The organism is Haliea sp. E1-2-M8 (assembly GCF_030649675.1).
Lineage (GTDB): Bacteria > Pseudomonadota > Gammaproteobacteria > Pseudomonadales > Halieaceae > Haliea.
Map to the genome: position 1 here is coordinate 17766 of NZ_JAUTDR010000029.1, position 16148 is coordinate 33913.

Genomic DNA, 16148 nt, shown 5'->3' on the forward strand with positions numbered 1-16148 from the left:
AAAAATTCAACATCAGAATGTTACAACGACGTTTTAGTCTTTCCGACGCTTTCCTCAACCAGTAGCGCATCAACCGAAATCTCCACCTCCTCGATTAACTAACCAGCATTAACGGTTAGTTTTGGGTGCAAATCAACATGCCAGCTATGCAGTAGCCGAAAACACCTTATAAAAGCTCGATTTTTCCTGGATATCAATCGGAAGATGAAGCTTTCGCGAAATATCACTGGCTGAAAAAATCCCGCGCACTCGATGATTCCTCTGGTCCACTACCAGACAATGCTGCTGCCCGCTCTGCTTCAGCACGGCAATCACATCGGAAATCTGAGCTGACACGATCTCTTCAAAATCAAGTGCTTTCATTGTTTTCTTGTGCGTCATGAAATCGCGAACTTGTAGGGCCTCTCTTGCGTAGCCTTCAGCAACCTTCATGACGATTTTGCTCTCGACCAGGTCATCCGCAGAAACCACACCGACGAATTGTCCGAGATTATCTACGACAAATTTCATACGCACATGGGTTTGCCGCATCAATTTAAGCGCCTCAACCGCGGTCATGGAGTCAGGAATAATCAGGGGTGTTATGTCGTGAAAATCCGTAAAAAATTCTAGCGCCGAGGAGGTGAGTGACAAGCTGACTCTCTCCTTTGGGTACTCCAGCTCATCAATATCTAGCGTGGGATACAAGTGCAGTTTCTTCATCGGGATTCCCTCCACAGATCGTATGTCTAACCGCATCGTGCTCCTCCTCAAGATCGCCCTAGTCTCCACACGAATAAAGAAGAGCCTATCTCTCCTAGGGCAAGCTGATGCCGAAACACTACAGAACCAACAACTTATTATAATAGTATATTATATTATTATCATTGTATACTATTCACATTAAGCATGAGGTTACCGCCCACCCACATCATGAACAGGCACGTTGTGAGTAGGTGCGGTGTACGAGGCTTTCAATGAAGCTATCACTGACGCTGCCACAGTAAGGTCGGTCTCTCAATCCACCGTTGGAGCAAGCACATGGCTGACGCCTTCATTGTCGATGCACTGAGAATCCGCAACGGGAGGAAAAACGGTTCGTTGGCGGCGAAGCATCCCGCCCACCTCGGCGCTGACGTCTTGAAAGCCATCGTCAAGCGCAGTGGCATCCCTGGTGATGAATACGATGATGTGATCTGCGGTTGCCTGGACACCATCGGGCCGCTCGCCAGTGATATACCGCGTACTTCCTGGCTTGCTGCGGGACTGTCGCAGACTGTTCCGGGTACCACCATCGACCGTCAGTGCGGCTCCTCGCAACAGGCCGTGCATTTCGCGACACAGGCAGTGATGTCCGGAACGATGGATGTGCTGATTGCCGGGGGAGTACAGACAATGTCACAGATTCCAATCTCATCGGCAGTTATCTGTGCAGAGGCGATGGGATTCACCGATCCATATTCTGGCTCAACAGGCTGGTTAGAACGGTACGGCACCGAACCGCCGACGCAATACAAGTCGGCACAGATGATTGCCGACAAATGGGGCTTCTCTCACCGAAATCTCGAGGTCTATTCACTGGAGTCGCACAACCGGGCACTGGGTGCCATTGCCGAGGGCCGGTTCAAGCGCGAGATCATTGCGCTGGACGGCATCGACTGTGACGAAACACCGCGACATACCAGCCTGGAAGAAATGGCATCACTGGAGTACTTGTTTGGTCTCGACAAGGTCACTGCTGCAGCAGTCGAGTCAGACCTGTGATGCCGCAAGTGCAATGTTGATCGTATCGGAAGCCGCCTTGAAACGTTACAACCTGACACCACGTGCACGTGTCCACCACATCAGTGTTCGCGCGGATGGTCCGATCTCGATGCATACGGCGCCCATAACTGCCACACAGGCCGCTCTGAAAAAAGCCGGTATAACATGGCAGGATATTGATCTCGTAGAAATCAACGAAGCCTTTGCGTCTGTCGTGATGGCATGGCTGGTAGAAACCGGCTATCCGCCAGAAAAAACCAATGTAAACGGCGGCGCCATTGCTCTGGGGCATCCGCTGGGCGCAACCGGAACCAAACTGATGACTACCTTGTTACACGAACTGGAGCGCACTGGCAGTCGCTATGGGTTACAAACGATGTGCGAAGGCGGGGGACCGGCCAACGTTACCATCATTGAGCGACTCTAGACTTCCAACCTCCGCTTCAGCGACGCGATTTGTCAGTTTCCCTGTGAGATTTCATTATCATGCCTAAAGAACGTGCCAGTCCACCATCACCGCCCGAGACCAACAATAGCAATGGCAATGGCAATGCCAAGCCATCATTGAACATGCCAGCGCCTGACTCCCCCCGCCCTGTCAATCATCCCGGATATATTCCCCGCCCTGACCCGGGCGAAAAGCCAATCGGTTTCCTGCGTATGATGGTGATTCTGATCTCCAGCCATATCGGCGTACGCTCCCGTGCCAACCGCGAGGAAGACTTCCGACGCGCCAACGGCTTGCATGTGTTTATTGCCGCTGTTGTCTATTTCGTACTCATTGTTGGCGCCCTGATTGTATTGGTCAACATCATTACCAGCCGTTAAGGACCTGCTCACGATCTCTCCGCCATGGATTCACTCTCTCCCCAGCAGGCTTATCAACCCGCTAAAATCCGATTCGGCTTTGTTACCGATTCTTCGCAGCAGCGTGCAGTCCAGGTGCTCGAAACCTGTTTTCGCACATTACACACTGCCTCCAATCCCCCCGGGATTGGTGTCTATCTGTGGGGCCCCGTCGGCAGGGGTAAAACCTGGCTAATGAATAATTTTCACCACGGCTGGAAAGTACCCGCGCGGAGACTGCATTTTCATCGTTTCATGCAGTGGCCACATCGACGGCTGTTCGAGTTGACTGGCACAGCAGATCATCTTCTGGTGACGGCGGCAGAGTTGGCCTGGGAAGTGCGCGTGCCATGCTTCGATGACTTGTTTGTCAGCGATAACGACATTTACTCGCGCTGTAGTTGTTTCAGAAGTCACACCACCAGGCGGTATAATCAAGTTCATAAACCAAATTGAGATCTATCACCGACCAGAACGTTTTACAATTTTTGACGTGCATTGGCTGAACCGGAAATTGATGGGCTCCAGTCTCGACAGAAGCTGTGAAAATCGCTGCAGCAGAACGTTCTCAATGGCCTCAATGTGCTGGATGCGGGGGTAAACCGTTTCAGGTTCGGCGTTGGAAACCAGCAAAATCGTATTACCCTCACTAGCGCAGAGGATTATCGTCGGAAATACTGCCGCCAGCTGCTCAAAGAACGCCACCCTGTTGCCGGGAAGATCAAACAGGTTGATTACCAACCACCCGCGATCCGTCAGGACCCTTGAACAATTGAGCAAAAATGCATTTTGCGTTTGTGCCGGGACTATCTGATAAGCGTTGTACATGTCCGAGAAGATAACATCGCTCGTATGGTCCTCCACATTTGAAATCTCTGCCAGGGCATCATTAACGGTGATTCGGACGCGATGATCGCTGGGCACAGCAAAATATTCTTTTGCGATGTCAACGACTTTTTGCCTTAGTTCGACAACATTGAAAATGCAGTTGGGCAGCACATGGTGAAGTGTTCGCAATAAACTTCCACCACCGAGACCGAATAGCGATATAATTTGCGGATTGATAAACGCTAGCACAATTATCATACGCTGTGTGTGCTGATGAACCAGTCGATAGGGATGGTCCATTCGCATACAACTCTGCTCAAACGGCGAGTCGAAATTCAGAATTCTGTACGCGCCATCTTCAATGACCAGCATACGACCATACGTGTCTTGGGAAAAATGGATAATTTTGCCTTTTAGCGGGAAAGGCAATGGGTAGATATCACCGAGGTTTTTCAATAGATAAGACCACTGCTTCATAGACATTTCTTTGTGGTTGCATGTATAGAGCAGACCAATATCACGGCTTCGCGCGCTATGTGTCTAACGATCACGCAGTGGCCTTTTTGACGAATTCCGATTTCAGCATCATTTCGCCGATTTTGTCGACACGACAATCGATATTGTGATCGCCGTCGACGATGCGAGTGATTTTGATTTTGGTGCCGATTTTTAGAACATTCGAGCTGCCCTTCACTTTCAGGTCCTTGATCAGGGTGGCGTTATCGCCCTCGAAGAGGTCGTTACCGTTGGCATCCTTCACCTTAACGGGCTCATCGGTCTGACTTTGGTCGGCAGCTTGTCGCCACTCATGTGCACATTCCGGGCAAACCAGTAAATCAAGATCTTCATAGGTGAACGGCGAATGGCATTTCGGACATGGAGGAAAACTACTCATCATTGGTATCCTTAATATGAATCACGAAAACGTCGAGGGTTGCAAACATAACACCTCGCAAAATCAACCAGCAGAAGACCGGCGACCAACCCAATAATCAGTCAGATCAGGACCGGAAATCATGCCCGCTTCAGCAAACACGAGAGCTGAGAAGAGCCAACAGACAAGAATTCGAATGAGATACTTCATTGGAGCCTTCAGCTACAGTTACCGCGGGCATGGATACTATATGATCATAATTTTATTATAACTTCGTGTTAATCTCCATACTGAAAGAATCGACTGTGAACACTGATTGCAAACAGGCGGCACTGCAGTACCATGCCGAACCACGGCCCGGAAAGATCTGCACTGCCCTGAGCAAACCCGCTGAAACGGAGTGGGATTTGTCTTTGGCATAAAGCCCAGGCGTGGCGGAGCCGGTTCGTGAAATTTTGGATCTGAGTATATTATGCCCAAAATCACGGATCAAAGATTGCTTTCTCTGGTTCCTGCCGCCGTGGCAAGCGCTGCCATTGAATCAGGTGTAGCGCGCCTCCCTTAGCCTCCACATTACCCCTGAGCCTCCGGATTTCTACCGATCACCGAGTGCGAAAGCGTATCGCTTTGGGGACCCTTGAAAACATGGCATTATAACCGTATTATAATTTTACGTTTATGCAGAAAGGATTAATTTCATGGAGACTAAAACAGCAAGGCTGACGGTACTGATCGACCCGAAGAAAAAGAAAGCTTTTGAAAAATTATGTGCCTCTCAAGATATCACGCCATCGCAAGTTGTCCGTCAATTGATTCGGGACTATTTGGAGCTATATAGCGTTGACTACCCCACCAAACCAAAAATTCCCACGTCAAAAGTATCAGAGATATAAAGTGGTAACGACAACATTGCCTGCAGAAATCGCTATAGGCCTGCCAGTCTCAAGCGTCGGTCTAACGGCCTGCGGGAACCAGACCGCCAATCCCCTCCTCCTCGCAAACCCTGTTAAGCATCGTACGCACTGCCGCACCGTCGGGCAACTCGAGAGCCAGCTCGAATAATTCTGAGGCCCTACGCCGAGAGAATGAACGCAATGTTTTCTTGACCCGCGGAACCATGGACGCCGCCATACTCAAATAAACAAACCCCATTCCCAGCAATAGTGCAGATGGAATACTACTTCCTCTCCGGTTACACAGCAAAATTGGCGGGAACGGAGCGCGATGTCACTGAGCCTGTGCCGACGTTTTCAGCCTGTTTTGACACTGCGTTTCTGACCCTGCATCCCACTCAGTATGCTGAAGTATTGAATCAGCGTATGCGGAAGGCGCATGCCCGCCTTCCAGCTGTCCATTCCCCGATCACTAACTGGAGTGGATAGTGGCATTCTCGATCCTCAAAAAACCTACCAGAATCCAGATGGGTGGGATCGATAAGCTCACAAACTGGCTTCCATGTTCAGGGACAACTTTGTTCAGTTTACCGATACTGCTAGTGGGAGAGATCTGGTTGCAGCCGCAGACCGGGAATACGCGGCCCGTCTCGATGAAATGGTGGCTGTCGAGGCTAAAGCCGTGGGGGCAATTCGGCATGGTACCCCGGTAGACCACCGCCTGGCCGTAGTCCTCGCAGTCGGTCTCCAGCCCTTCCAGCTTGAACAGCCGGTAGGTGGCCGAGTTGACTACACAGTTGGAGACGATCACGTCGAAGCTGCCCGGTGCCAGGTCCAGCTCATCCAGTTTTTCGATGTAGCCCTCTAGCAGCTCAAAGATATGAAGGCGGACTTCGACCAACTCGACGTACAGATTGTCGCGGCATCCACCGACCCCGAGGACAAAGCCAGAAAGTTTGCAGCTGAATCGGGTCTGAACTTCGAGGTGGCCTATGGTCTGAGTATCGACCAGGCGCGGGAACTCGGGCTGTATATTTCTACCCGCATTGATAGTACGGAGACTGACCAGCCTTTTGCTGAGCCAGGAATGTTTCTTATCCGCCCGGATGGCGGGCTACATTTCGCTGAGGTTGCCAGTGCGCCTTTCTGCCGGCCGGATCTGGAAATGATCAAGATGGGGGTGGATGTTATCCAGGGAAAGGATTATCCGGCTCGTGGCACTGGCTGACCAGCCCTAATCCGGCGCCCCGGCGAGAGTTGAATAGTCGGTATAGCCACGCTCATCGCCCCCATAAAAGGTGCTTTCGTCCCATTCGTTGAGCTGCGCGCCGACGCGGAGGCGTTCCGGAAGGTCGGGGTTGGCAATGAAGGGACGGCCGAAGGTCACCAGATCGGTTTTGCCGGCGGCCATGCGTTCACGAGCCTCGTCGGCAGTGTAGTCACCGTTGGCGATATAGGCACGCGAGAATCCTTTCTGGATGGCCTCAATCACTGCGTCGGGACGGCCAGAGACGTGATTGCCCTGGAAGGAATCCTCAACTACCTCAATAAAGGCGATCCCGAAAGCGTCAAGTCTTCTGGCGAAGGCGCCGAAAGTTGCTACCGGATCGGCATCTTCCATGGCGTTGAAACTCCCGGTGGGACTGACCCGTACGCCGACGCGATCCGCGCCCCAGACCTCCACTACCGCCTCGACCACCGCCAATGGCAGACGGAGGCGATTGTCCAGCGAGCCGCCATAGGCGTCGTCGCGATGGTTGCTGCAGCTTCGCAGGAACTGGTCCAGCAGGTAACCGTTGGCGGCGTGAACCTCGACCCCGTCGAAGCCGGCGCGCTTGGCGTTCTTGGCTCCCTGGCGGAACTGCTCGACTATGTCGGGCATCTCCTCGAGCGTCAACGCCCGTGGCGTCGGAATCTGGACCATGCCGGAGTCGGCGCTGACGTAAGTCTCGGCGCCTTCCGGTTTGATGGCAGAGGGCGCCACAGGCGCATTGCCGTCGGGCTGCAGGTCCGGGTGCGAGATGCGCCCAACGTGCCAAAGCTGCAGGATGATGCGGCCGCCCTCCTCGTGCACTGCGTCGGTCACGCGACGCCAGCCATCGATCTGCGCCTCGGAGTAGATGCCCGGGGTAAAGGCGTAACCCTTGCCCTGGGGCGAGACCTGAGTCGCCTCGGAGATGATCAGCCCGGCACCGGCACGCTGACGGTAGTATTCCACATTCATGTCGTTCGGAATATCTCCGGGCTGTGTGGCCCGCGAGCGCGTCAGCGGCGCCATCAAAACCCGGTTGGGGAGTGTCAGGTCCCCGAGGACAAAGGGTTTGAACAGAATATCGTCTTGCTCGGTCATTGATTTCTCCTTTAATCGGGTAGGCTTCGGGTGGCTGGCAGGTCGCGTCGCCAGCCGACCGGGCCGCAGGCCAGGCCGCGCGCCACAGCCTTCAGCGAGCCGCCGTTGCGGTTTTCTGCTGCAGCTCCCTGGCCTGCTGCAGGTGCATCGTGACCATCTTGCGAGTCTTGTTCAGGTGGTTTCGGACTTCCTCGTTGTCGGTCATCGCGAGGCGCTCATCGATCATGTTCTGGCCGTTGGAGTGCGCCTTGACCGCGAAATCAATGTACGCACGTCCGAACGCATCGCCATCAAGCAACACGATTTCGGCGAGCGCAGCGGCGAGCTTGTCTTTCGCCGCGCGGACGCGCCCGGTCACGACCGGCGTCACATTGTTTTTCATGCCGACTTCGACGGTCGCTTTGACGTGCTTGCCATGCGACTCGGGCATCATGCGGGCATAGGCCAGAATAGCCTCGTCGACCTTCTTGTTCTTGGCAATCATGGCGGCGTGGACCTTGTCCATATCGCCGGCGATCAACAGGGCGAGCGTTTCGGAGTCCGGGTCCGCTGACTCGCCATTTGCGTCCTCTGGCCTGGGTGCGCCAGGAATCGAGACGGTGTCGGTGTCGGCTGCCACCTTGAGGGCGGGCGGCTCACACTGCAGTCCCGAAGTGATGGCAGGACTCTCGGCCGTGGTGCGCGCCATCACCGCTTCGCCAAACTCCTTGCGCGCTTGCTGGACATTCTTCTTGCCCTCGATCACCTCATGCGCGAGGTGTAGCGTCAGGACGTTGTTGCTCTCGAGATCGCACCGTGCGGACAACTCACCGCCTACGCGATAGATCGTGGTGGTGCGGTCGAATGCGAGCACTTCGTCCGCCTTGTCGGGCGGCACATCGTAGCTGATCGTGTGCTGGAGGTAGTCCATGTGAACGATCGGGAAGTGGTGCGGCAGCTCCTCGCGAGTCAGCAGGATACGCTTGAAGGGGCCACAAGCGCGCCAATAGCTGGTTTCAGCTTGGTCATAGTTCTTTCTCCTGAGGTTCTGGTAGGTGTATATGAAGCAGGAGAACCATTAAAGCTCTGGTAGGGGTATGTCGTCGGTGGGTTTCCGAACATAGCATCGGGCATGAGTTCAAGAGGTGGCATGATGAAACTCTCTTACTCTGTGCGCTGACGAATATGTTGGCAAACGCACGGATCGCCTGGCTTGATGAGTGAACAATGGATGCAGTCAGGAGATGAGCATGCCAGACCAGATCGCACCGCAAAACACCGCCAAAGCCGCACTCCGGTCCGTAGTGGCATTGCCAGCCATGCTTGTCTTGCTCACAGCCTGCGGAGACCATGCACGGTTGCCTGCGGAAGCCGGGACCGGCGCTGATCCTGTATTGCTGCAGCCCAACCCCACCCTGATTCCCACCATCGAGATCGCGCCGGCGGTCGGATGGACAGACGGTGCTACTCCGACCCCGGCCGCGGACCTGGAGGTGACTGCCTTTGCCACGGGCCTGGACCACCCGCGCTGGCTGTACGTCCTGCCCAATGGCGACGTGCTGGTCGCCGAGACCAACGCGCCACCGGGAAAAAGCGGAATCGACGGCATCAAGGGCTGGGTAATGAAACGGGTGATGAAACGCGCCGGCGCCGCGGTACCGAGCGCCAATCGCATCACCCTCCTGCGCGATACCGATGGCGACGGCAAGGCCGAATTCCGCAGCGTGTTTCTCCAGGGCCTGCATTCGCCTTTCGGCATGGCGCTGGTCGGAAACACCTTATACGTGGCCAACGCCAATGCATTGCTGAAAGTGCCCTATCAGACCGGCGACACAAGCATCACCGGAGCCCCTGCCAAGGTTACGGATCTGCCCGGCATGGGCGACGAGTTGAACCATCACTGGACCAAGAGCCTGCTCGCCAGCGCCGATGGCGCCCGCCTGTATGTGGGCGTCGGCTCCAACAGCAATATCGGTGAGAACGGCATGCAGGTCGAGCACATGCGCGCGGCGATACTTGAGGTTGATCCTGCCACCGGCACTACGCGGATCTTCGCTTCAGGCCTGCGCAACCCGGTCGGCCTGGACTGGGAACCGCACACAGGCGCGCTGTGGGCGGTTGTCAACGAACGCGACGAACTCGGCAGCGATCTGGTGCCCGATTACCTGACCTCGGTCCGCCGGGACGCTTTCTACGGCTGGCCCTACAGCTATTACGGCCAGCACGTCGATGAGCGCGTGAGCCCGCAACGGCCCGAACTGGTGGCTAGCGCAGTTTCACCTGATTTCGCCCTAGGCGCGCACGTAGCACCCCTGGGTCTGGCCTTCAACAACAGCGGCGTGGCCGGCCTTGGCGAGGGCGCGTTCGTCGGCCTCCATGGTTCCTGGAACCGGCAACCCTTGAATGGCTATGAAGTCGTCTTTGTACCGTTCACCGGCGGCCGGCCGACTGGTTCGATACAGGTGGTGCTGTCCGGCTTCGTGGACACGGACGGCAATGCCCGTGGGCGGCCCGTAGGGGTGGCATTGGATGGACGTGGAGGTCTGCTGGTAGCCGATGACGTCGGCAACTCGGTATGGCGTGTAACGCCGGCGCGCGAACGCGAGGCAAACCGATGGAATTGAATGAACGACAAACCGCACTTTGCGACCAAAACGACAACGATTTTTCAGATCTCAGGGCCGTTTTTTTCAATTGTACCCTGAAGCTTCCCGATCAGGAATCGCATACCGCGCTGCTGATGGGCGCATCTGCCGAGATCATGCGCCGGAACGGTGTTATCGTTGACGACATGCGCGGCACCGCCCACCGCATCGCCTTCGGTGTCCAGCCCGACATGCGCGAGCACGGCTGGGAATACGACGACTGGCCAGACCTGTGGCAGCGGATCGAGGCCGCCGACATTCTGGTGCTTGGCACGCCGATCTGGCTGGGCGAGCAATCCTCGGTCTGCCGACTGCTGATTGAACGCCTGTACGCCATGTCGGGACGTCTGAATGTCAAAGGACAGTCCATCTTTTATGGCAAGACCGGGGGTGTCGTGGTCACCGGTAACGAGGACGGAGCAAAGCATGTGGCAATGAATGTACTCTATTCACTCTCGCATCTGGGCTACCTGATTCCACCGCAAGCAGACTGCGGCTGGCTTGGCGAAGCCGGACCGGGCCCGAGCTATGGCGACGATGGAGCGGGCCTCGACAATGAATTCACCCAGCGCAACACGACAATCATGAGCTGGAATCTGCTGCATGTGGCGCGGATGCTTAAAGACGCCGGCGGCCTTCCCAATCACGGCAACGACCGCAAGGCGTGGTCAGCTGGTTGCCGGTTCGATTACGAAAATCCCGAACACCGAAGCTGAGCAGATCAGCGGCTTTAAACCTTTAGCCGTTGAACTGCCAGATCCACCGCATCGACTAGGTTGGCAACCTGGTGGTCAGGGCTATCCATCAGGGGATGGTAGAGCGACTCCTGGCGTTGAATCCAGATGCCATGAAATCCGGCGCGGATAGCGCCGTGGATATCCCAGGCATGAGCCGCCACCAGCAGTGCATTTTCCGGGGCACAGGAGTATTTCATTGCCGCTTGCTGGTAAAGAGCTGCTTGCGGTTTCCAGACTCTGAAGTCCTCCACCGATACGATATCGTCAACCAGGTGTTCGATGCCGTTGTCCCGAACCAGCTTCTCTGTATTGACCCTGGATCCATTGGTAAGCAGAACGGCCTGGCAAGCCGAAGGCTTGAGTTTTTCAAGTGCGGGTTTGACATCCCCGTGAGCAGGGAGCTGGGAGAAGGCGGACAGGATATCCTTCAGCGTTCCTTCATCGGCCTCGTGGCCACGGCTGTGAAGCAGGACCTTCAGCGTGCCTTTGGCGATTTCCGGAAAGGTGTGAAACACACCGCTGGCGGAGAGAGCGAAGGCATCTCTAAGCAGCTGGGCGAAGAACAGCCGGTCCGTGCCGGGGGGCAGATTGAGCTCCGTCAGTTTTTCTTCCAGCGGGGACAGGGAAAAAACAGTTTCCACGACATCGAAAAATACAATACGTGTTTCTGGTTTTGGGGGTTGCTGGGACATCAGGTTCCACCTTCCTGCATCGGAATGCAGAACGTCTGCATTCCCGCTTTTTTGACCAGGCAATGCGTTACCAGTTCATCCAGAACCTCTGCGATCCGCCGGCGGGTATTGTCAGAATGGTGATCGAGTACGATCTCGGTCGTCGACAGTCCAGCGAGTATCCAGATCCCTCAACATGTAGACCGCAATACAGGCAGCCAGCATCGGCCAGGCGGCAAAGAAAAGCAGGTTATTAAAGGCATCAAGATACTGCTGCCACGAAGACAGTGTAGAAATACTGTGCAGCGCAAGAATGATTCCGTAGCTGTACCGCTTCAGAAAGCCTGCCACAAACGCCAGCACTACCAGCAGCTGCAGGAAGCCAATAATCATGAAAGTGGCGCCTGACAGCCCGCTCAGGCCGTAGAAATTCTCGAACACGGCGCCGCTGTGCTGCGGATTTATGAACTTGTCCAAAGTCCACATGATCATCACGATGAAAACCCCAAGACGCAGTAGCAGCAGGGCATTGGCAATGCGTTGTTCCATAATCACCTATCTTATGAGATTCCCGTGGCGTCAGCGTAAGAGGTTTTTCTGGTTCGTTATCACTTACGCGACATTGATTCCGAAACGCGGCGTTTGTTACACAGTCTGAACATTTTCATAGAGACAACAGGAATATCAAGACCATAAACATCGGTTTGTAACGAATATCCGCTAGATGCATCTATTTGAGGTGTTCAGTTGCTGACGCTTCGCCAGCCGTCCAGCGACCAATCACAGTTGATCGGGGACGCTGAGTGCCGCGCGCATGTTGAGCGGGATCGGGCGGATTCTGGGATTGTAGTGCGAGCTGCGTGATGTTGAATCGGGGATGGCGGGGGTCGTGATCGGATCTACCTAGCGTTTATTCTTTGCCGGGCAGGTTGGGGGGTAAGTGTGACTTTCGTTGTAAGCTTTTGATTTTTAGGGCTATTTGGCGGAGAGAGAGTCCGCCAATTCTAGGTAACTGCCAGCCACTACAAATCGCTCAAAGTTCTGCTATTAAGCCAACGAAACCGCCACAATAGCAACAAAACGTTAACTAGCCATAACAACTAATACGGCCTATTATCAGCGCAAAGGTGTACCCTGAAATGTACCCTAATGATAGGACTGGCCGAAATGAGTAAGCAAATCAAAGCAACCACTGCCCGAGGAGTTTCTAGCCTGCTGAAGACCGGGGCGCCTGGCCTCTACTCGTCCGGGAAGGGCCTTTACCTGAAGGTGAACGGCATCAATTCTGGGTCATGGATCTTTCGATACAAGATAAACGGCAAAACGGGAAAAATCGGCCTTGGCTCGAGCGATACGGTTGGTCTTGCCGAGGCGGCCCTGCTAGCCGCTGAGCAGCGCAAACTGACAGCCAAAGGGGTAGACCCCAAAGCGCATCGTGAAGCAGTAGAGAAGCAAGCAGAGGCACAGGGCGTGACCTTTGATATGGTGGCGGCCGATTACATCGCAGCCCAACGCTCAAGCTGGAAAAACGCCAAGCACGCTCAGCAATGGGAGAATACCCTCGCTACCTACGCCAGCCCAATCATTGGCAATCTGGCGCCGGCCGATGTAACAACCGAGCAAGTTCTGGAGATCCTGCAACCGATATGGAATACCAAGAACGAGACGGCCGACCGCGTGCGTAATCGTATTGAAAAGGTCTTGAATGCGGCCAAGGCTCGCAAGCTGCGCACCGGCGAAAACGTGGCGGCATGGCGTGGTCACCTGGAGCTTCTGCTAGCCAAGCGTACAACCACAGACCGCAAGCACCATCCTGCCTTGCCCTGGGATCGGATGAGTGCTTTCTGGTCTGAGCTGAGTAAGAAGACCTCCGCAAGCGCCCAAGCCCTACAACTGGCCATTCTAACAGGGCTTCGCACTGGCGAGATATTAGGCGCGTACTGGTCTGAATTCGATCTAGAGCGCCGCATCTGGACGGTTCCCGCCCGTCGAATGAAGATCAAAACCAAGGATCATCGGGTGCCCTTGAGCGGCGCCGCATTGAATTTGCTAGAAACCATTCCTCGCTCCAGCAGCGGACTTCTATTCGAGGGGCTCAAAGTAGGCAGGCCGATCAGCAACATGGCCATGCTAATGCTGGTGCGCGGCATGGATGAGACTCAGGCCGGTGGCTGGCGCGACAATCAGGGTAACATTATCACCCCTCACGGCTTTCGTTCGACTTTTCGGGACTGGGCGGCTGAGAATACCGCTTTTGAGAACATTGTTGTTGAACAGGCGCTGGCACATACCATCGCAAACCAAGCCGAAGCCGCATACCGGCGGGGTGACCTGCTTGAGCGGCGCCGAGAACTCATGGAGGCCTGGGCTAGGTATGTGACCATACCCACTGCATCCAACCTGGTGAGTTTCAAGCAAAACGTATAACGATTTTCGGCTGGCCTAGCTCGACGGAGCGAAAAGCGGGATTCCCACCCGCCTGGCCAGCCACTCTATTCAACGGGAAAACCTGGGGAGGGTGGTCGATGGCGAAAATTGATCGGGTAGAAGACCTGCCGGATTGGTTCGATTTGGATAAATACCAACTTTGTAAATCATTCGCGGCAGTTGACTGGCTGAGCAATCTGGAGACTCGGAGGTCTATTTTCGAACTGATTGCTCTCGGGGATGGCGAGGCGACTAAGCGGGCGGAGTACCTTCGCGACGATCCAATTGACAACCTCTTATACTGCTTCGGTGGCGGCCCGGCTAACCCAGTAAGGTCGCTACGTTACGCCGATCTAGCGACTCGCGCCTCGTTCGACATCTTACTGGACCCCTTTCTCTCAAAAAACAATGGGCTGTGGGCCAAGATAATAGAACATATGACTACTGGAAACTTCTTTCCTAGCAGTGAACTGGGCACCCCGATTGGTAGTGACTGCCTCGATACATACCCTATTTTGGTAGACCTGCGCGCCTCTGACTCAATACTAATTGATGCCTTCGCAACATGGCTCCGAGATGCTCGTTCGGAAATTGCCATTGACAGCAAGCGGGAGCGTCCGGCCTACAAGTATTGGGCCAGGTATGGCCTGCTCCCATATTTGGATCTACGAATCTGGTCGAAGGAAACCGGACATTCAATTCCGCATCACGTGATGGCGGAAGCTGTAGGGTATCGTAAAGGAGGTGACAGCTTCCGAAAGACGGTTCCGCCCCTGGCCAAACGCCTGATGGCAGACCTCAGCAACTTGGAGGCGCTAGCAGCAATCGAGGGGAACCCGGAAGAATAGGAGTCCTGAGTCTTTCCGGAAAAACTTAGACCAGAAAGCTCGGCATGGTTTCATCGCCATTTGATCTGTTAAATCTGTAGCCATTGTTATCAACCGCCACGAAGGAGGCGCAGAACATGGCTACCAACCCCCACGCAGCACCACCAGCCGCCCTGACCCGCCCGAAGCAAACAGCTGATCACTTTCAAATCAGCATCATGACTTTGCATCGTTGGCGCCACCAGACCGGATTCCCGCAACCGATGAAACGTGGCGCCGTTGTTCTTTACGACATTCCTGCCATAACAGCATGGTTGAAGGCCGAGGTATGAACGGATCGTTCTTCAAGTGTCTTCGCGATGACTCGCGGCTAACGAGGAGACAGGTCCGTTTCCGGCTGGCGACAGTTGCAACTGGCATTCGTAGTGGACTCGAGGTGGCGCCAGAATCAGAACTGTGGCCCTCCAGAAGGAAGCCGGTCTGAGATGTCAGCAAGTACCATATTGCTGCACCAAATACTGAAACGGGGCGACAGCGTTTCGATTGTAGGGGGACGGCTATGCGTTGAACCAGCGAGCGGCGCACCCGTCCCGCCTGATTGGCTGAAGGCGCATTCCCGCGAAATCTTGACGGAAATATTGCAGCGAACCGGCCAGGACGGCTTCTTCTATGAGAATTTCAGCACTGGCTGCTATGGCAAATGCTCAGCGCCAGGCGTGACATTGCAGTTCAGTACCATCTACCAGTCGGACGCATACGCCGTGTTCAATGCATCCCTGAAGTATGACCGCGGCTCGAAGAAGGGTAAGCGTTACCCCGGCAAACAATTCCGGGTAGGTCAGCGCAGCGCCTTCTTGAAGTTCTGGAAGCGGTGCGGCCTGCCGCTACGGTATAGGTCTGATCTGCACGAGCAAATGAATCAGCTTCAGGGACTCGCGTTCCAGGGCAGCCGATCAAATGAGCGAATCGCAAAGGACACATTGCAGCCAGTGACCATGACTGCCGACACCATACGCCGCGCATTTGTTTCCGGGGAATCTCCGGGAAGGTTCCGGGAAGATTCCGGGAAGGTTCCGGGAAGTGGTTCCGGGAAGGAATCAGCCGAAACCCTTGCCCCTGCTGACTTGCAGCCGAATCCAACTACGGGCACAGCAAACTACGGTAATACGGTCATAAGGGAGTGCGGTACACGGGGACCCTCCCCTTATCCATCTATACCCCCTGAAGACCAAACACATGAGGAATGGCTCGCAGACTATGATCTGCGGGAATACATCACCATGAAGCACCAAACCAGCAATCCGGCTTGCGACTAAGAGGACCACACC

At 54.9% G+C, this 16148-nt stretch carries 21 protein-coding genes; 13 read left to right on the top strand and 8 right to left on the bottom strand.

The window, feature by feature from the left end; all coding sequences use genetic code 11:
* Positions 1–144: 144 nt before the first annotated feature.
* On the bottom strand, positions 145–702 hold the full coding sequence (locus Q6D67_RS18505) for a CBS domain-containing protein (protein WP_304707152.1): 558 nt from the start codon (positions 700–702) through the stop codon (positions 145–147).
* A gap of 318 nt (positions 703–1020) precedes the next feature.
* Between Q6D67_RS18505 and Q6D67_RS18510 the strand changes: the two genes are divergently transcribed.
* Genes Q6D67_RS18510 through zapE form a run of 4 tightly spaced genes read left to right on the top strand, consistent with a single transcriptional unit; the run spans position 1021 to position 3045 of the window.
* Positions 1021–1743 (top strand): beta-ketoacyl synthase N-terminal-like domain-containing protein, encoded by a 723-nt coding sequence (locus tag Q6D67_RS18510; RefSeq protein ID WP_304707153.1) that lies wholly within the window; start codon positions 1021–1023, stop codon positions 1741–1743.
* A 13-nt stretch (positions 1744–1756) separates the two neighbouring features.
* Positions 1757–2170, top strand: coding sequence for a hypothetical protein (locus Q6D67_RS18515; RefSeq protein ID WP_304707154.1), 414 nt, complete (start codon positions 1757–1759; stop codon positions 2168–2170).
* A gap of 59 nt (positions 2171–2229) precedes the next feature.
* Positions 2230–2571, top strand: coding sequence for a DUF2970 domain-containing protein (locus tag Q6D67_RS18520; RefSeq protein ID WP_304707155.1), 342 nt, complete (start codon positions 2230–2232; stop codon positions 2569–2571).
* Positions 2572–2595: 24 nt separating this feature from the next.
* Positions 2596–3045 carry an AFG1/ZapE family ATPase gene (gene zapE / locus Q6D67_RS18525; protein WP_304707156.1) on the top strand — a complete coding sequence of 150 codons (450 nt, stop codon included), beginning with the start codon at positions 2596–2598 and terminating at the stop codon, positions 3043–3045.
* A 6-nt stretch (positions 3046–3051) separates the two neighbouring features.
* On the opposite strand, the gene Q6D67_RS18530 is transcribed toward zapE, so the two are convergent.
* Complete coding sequence (locus tag Q6D67_RS18530) at positions 3052–3894, bottom strand: spermidine synthase (protein WP_304707157.1); 843 nt, start codon at positions 3892–3894, stop codon at positions 3052–3054.
* A gap of 70 nt (positions 3895–3964) precedes the next feature.
* Positions 3965–4312, bottom strand: coding sequence for a zinc ribbon domain-containing protein YjdM (locus tag Q6D67_RS18535; RefSeq protein WP_304707191.1), 348 nt, complete (start codon positions 4310–4312; stop codon positions 3965–3967).
* Positions 4313–4989: 677 nt separating this feature from the next.
* Here Q6D67_RS18535 and Q6D67_RS18540 point away from each other — a divergent pair.
* Entirely contained in the window at positions 4990–5184 is a 195-nt protein-coding gene (locus tag Q6D67_RS18540) for a ribbon-helix-helix protein, CopG family (RefSeq protein WP_304707158.1), read from the top strand.
* 276 nt (positions 5185–5460) lie between these two features.
* Entirely contained in the window at positions 5461–5673 is a 213-nt protein-coding gene (locus Q6D67_RS18545; RefSeq protein WP_304707159.1) for a phosphoenolpyruvate carboxykinase (ATP), read from the top strand.
* Here Q6D67_RS18545 and Q6D67_RS18550 read toward each other — a convergent pair.
* Positions 5657–6085 carry a hypothetical protein gene (locus Q6D67_RS18550; protein ID WP_304707160.1) on the bottom strand — a complete coding sequence of 143 codons (429 nt, stop codon included), beginning with the start codon at positions 6083–6085 and terminating at the stop codon, positions 5657–5659. The two genes, Q6D67_RS18545 and Q6D67_RS18550, sit on opposite strands and share 17 nt — an antisense overlap.
* On the opposite strand from Q6D67_RS18550, the gene Q6D67_RS18555 reads away from it, so the two are divergent.
* The gene (locus Q6D67_RS18555) at positions 6065–6412 is read left to right on the top strand and encodes a redoxin domain-containing protein (RefSeq protein ID WP_304707161.1); all 348 of its coding nucleotides are present in this window, start codon (positions 6065–6067) and stop codon (positions 6410–6412) included. The genes Q6D67_RS18550 and Q6D67_RS18555 overlap by 21 nt on opposite strands.
* Positions 6413–6418: 6 nt before the next feature.
* Here Q6D67_RS18555 and Q6D67_RS18560 read toward each other — a convergent pair whose 3' ends face one another.
* Together Q6D67_RS18560 and Q6D67_RS18565 are read right to left on the bottom strand one after the other, a co-directional pair.
* The gene (locus tag Q6D67_RS18560; RefSeq protein WP_304707162.1) at positions 6419–7534 is read right to left on the bottom strand and encodes an alkene reductase; all 1116 of its coding nucleotides are present in this window, start codon (positions 7532–7534) and stop codon (positions 6419–6421) included.
* A gap of 91 nt (positions 7535–7625) precedes the next feature.
* Complete coding sequence (locus tag Q6D67_RS18565) at positions 7626–8444, bottom strand: DUF4142 domain-containing protein (protein WP_304707163.1); 819 nt, start codon at positions 8442–8444, stop codon at positions 7626–7628.
* Positions 8445–8763: 319 nt separating this feature from the next.
* Between Q6D67_RS18565 and Q6D67_RS18570 the strand changes: the two genes are divergently transcribed.
* Both Q6D67_RS18570 and Q6D67_RS18575 read left to right on the top strand, forming a co-directional pair.
* On the top strand, positions 8764–10137 hold the full coding sequence (locus Q6D67_RS18570) for a sorbosone dehydrogenase family protein (RefSeq protein ID WP_304707164.1): 1374 nt from the start codon (positions 8764–8766) through the stop codon (positions 10135–10137).
* A complete protein-coding gene (locus Q6D67_RS18575; protein WP_304707165.1) occupies positions 10128–10874 on the top strand; it encodes a flavodoxin family protein in 747 nt (248 codons plus the stop codon). The genes Q6D67_RS18570 and Q6D67_RS18575 overlap by 10 nt, the downstream gene beginning before the upstream one ends.
* Positions 10875–10888: 14 nt before the next feature.
* Here the strand turns inward: Q6D67_RS18575 and Q6D67_RS18580 are convergent, their stop codons facing one another.
* Both Q6D67_RS18580 and Q6D67_RS18585 read right to left on the bottom strand, forming a co-directional pair.
* Entirely contained in the window at positions 10889–11587 is a 699-nt protein-coding gene (locus Q6D67_RS18580; protein WP_304707166.1) for a haloacid dehalogenase type II, read from the bottom strand.
* Between the two features lie 111 nt (positions 11588–11698).
* Positions 11699–12115, bottom strand: a complete 417-nt coding sequence (locus tag Q6D67_RS18585; protein ID WP_304707167.1) for a hypothetical protein — start codon at positions 12113–12115, stop codon at positions 11699–11701.
* 618 nt (positions 12116–12733) lie between these two features.
* On the opposite strand from Q6D67_RS18585, the gene Q6D67_RS18590 reads away from it, so the two are divergent.
* From Q6D67_RS18590 to Q6D67_RS18605, 4 genes are all read left to right on the top strand, one after another.
* Positions 12734–13993 (top strand): site-specific integrase, encoded by a 1260-nt coding sequence (locus Q6D67_RS18590; protein WP_304707168.1) that lies wholly within the window; start codon positions 12734–12736, stop codon positions 13991–13993.
* A 98-nt stretch (positions 13994–14091) separates the two neighbouring features.
* Positions 14092–14841, top strand: coding sequence for a DUF6387 family protein (locus Q6D67_RS18595; RefSeq protein ID WP_304707169.1), 750 nt, complete (start codon positions 14092–14094; stop codon positions 14839–14841).
* A gap of 116 nt (positions 14842–14957) precedes the next feature.
* On the top strand, positions 14958–15152 hold the full coding sequence (locus Q6D67_RS18600) for an AlpA family transcriptional regulator (RefSeq protein ID WP_304707170.1): 195 nt from the start codon (positions 14958–14960) through the stop codon (positions 15150–15152).
* A 153-nt stretch (positions 15153–15305) separates the two neighbouring features.
* Positions 15306–16136: a hypothetical protein gene (locus tag Q6D67_RS18605; RefSeq protein ID WP_304707171.1), complete on the top strand. Its 831-nt coding sequence runs from the start codon at positions 15306–15308 to the stop codon at positions 16134–16136.
* The last annotated feature ends 12 nt before the right edge of the window (positions 16137–16148 follow it).

Excerpts from the sequence above, each read along its gene's own strand:
- Q6D67_RS18575 (WP_304707165.1), top strand. The coding sequence starts at position 10,128 with ATGGAATTGAATGAACGACAAACCGCACTTTGCGACCAAAACGACAAC.
- zapE (WP_304707156.1), top strand. The coding sequence starts at position 2,596 with ATGGATTCACTCTCTCCCCAGCAGGCTTATCAACCCGCTAAAATCCGA.
- Q6D67_RS18585 (WP_304707167.1), bottom strand. The coding sequence starts at position 12,115 with ATGGAACAACGCATTGCCAATGCCCTGCTGCTACTGCGTCTTGGGGTT.
- Q6D67_RS18545 (WP_304707159.1), top strand. The coding sequence starts at position 5,461 with ATGGAATACTACTTCCTCTCCGGTTACACAGCAAAATTGGCGGGAACG.
- Q6D67_RS18520 (WP_304707155.1), top strand. The coding sequence starts at position 2,230 with ATGCCTAAAGAACGTGCCAGTCCACCATCACCGCCCGAGACCAACAAT.
- Q6D67_RS18515 (WP_304707154.1), top strand. The coding sequence starts at position 1,757 with ATGTTGATCGTATCGGAAGCCGCCTTGAAACGTTACAACCTGACACCA.
- Q6D67_RS18510 (WP_304707153.1), top strand. The coding sequence starts at position 1,021 with ATGGCTGACGCCTTCATTGTCGATGCACTGAGAATCCGCAACGGGAGG.
- Q6D67_RS18530 (WP_304707157.1), bottom strand. The coding sequence starts at position 3,894 with ATGAAGCAGTGGTCTTATCTATTGAAAAACCTCGGTGATATCTACCCA.
- Q6D67_RS18535 (WP_304707191.1), bottom strand. The coding sequence starts at position 4,312 with ATGAGTAGTTTTCCTCCATGTCCGAAATGCCATTCGCCGTTCACCTAT.
- Q6D67_RS18590 (WP_304707168.1), top strand. The coding sequence starts at position 12,734 with ATGAGTAAGCAAATCAAAGCAACCACTGCCCGAGGAGTTTCTAGCCTG.
- Q6D67_RS18595 (WP_304707169.1), top strand. The coding sequence starts at position 14,092 with ATGGCGAAAATTGATCGGGTAGAAGACCTGCCGGATTGGTTCGATTTG.
- Q6D67_RS18600 (WP_304707170.1), top strand. The coding sequence starts at position 14,958 with ATGGCTACCAACCCCCACGCAGCACCACCAGCCGCCCTGACCCGCCCG.
- Q6D67_RS18605 (WP_304707171.1), top strand. The coding sequence starts at position 15,306 with ATGTCAGCAAGTACCATATTGCTGCACCAAATACTGAAACGGGGCGAC.
- Q6D67_RS18555 (WP_304707161.1), top strand. The coding sequence starts at position 6,065 with ATGAAGGCGGACTTCGACCAACTCGACGTACAGATTGTCGCGGCATCC.
- Q6D67_RS18570 (WP_304707164.1), top strand. The coding sequence starts at position 8,764 with ATGCCAGACCAGATCGCACCGCAAAACACCGCCAAAGCCGCACTCCGG.
- Q6D67_RS18580 (WP_304707166.1), bottom strand. The coding sequence starts at position 11,587 with ATGTCCCAGCAACCCCCAAAACCAGAAACACGTATTGTATTTTTCGAT.
- Q6D67_RS18540 (WP_304707158.1), top strand. The coding sequence starts at position 4,990 with ATGGAGACTAAAACAGCAAGGCTGACGGTACTGATCGACCCGAAGAAA.
- Q6D67_RS18560 (WP_304707162.1), bottom strand. The coding sequence starts at position 7,534 with ATGACCGAGCAAGACGATATTCTGTTCAAACCCTTTGTCCTCGGGGAC.
- Q6D67_RS18505 (WP_304707152.1), bottom strand. The coding sequence starts at position 702 with ATGAAGAAACTGCACTTGTATCCCACGCTAGATATTGATGAGCTGGAG.
- Q6D67_RS18565 (WP_304707163.1), bottom strand. The coding sequence starts at position 8,444 with ATGGACTACCTCCAGCACACGATCAGCTACGATGTGCCGCCCGACAAG.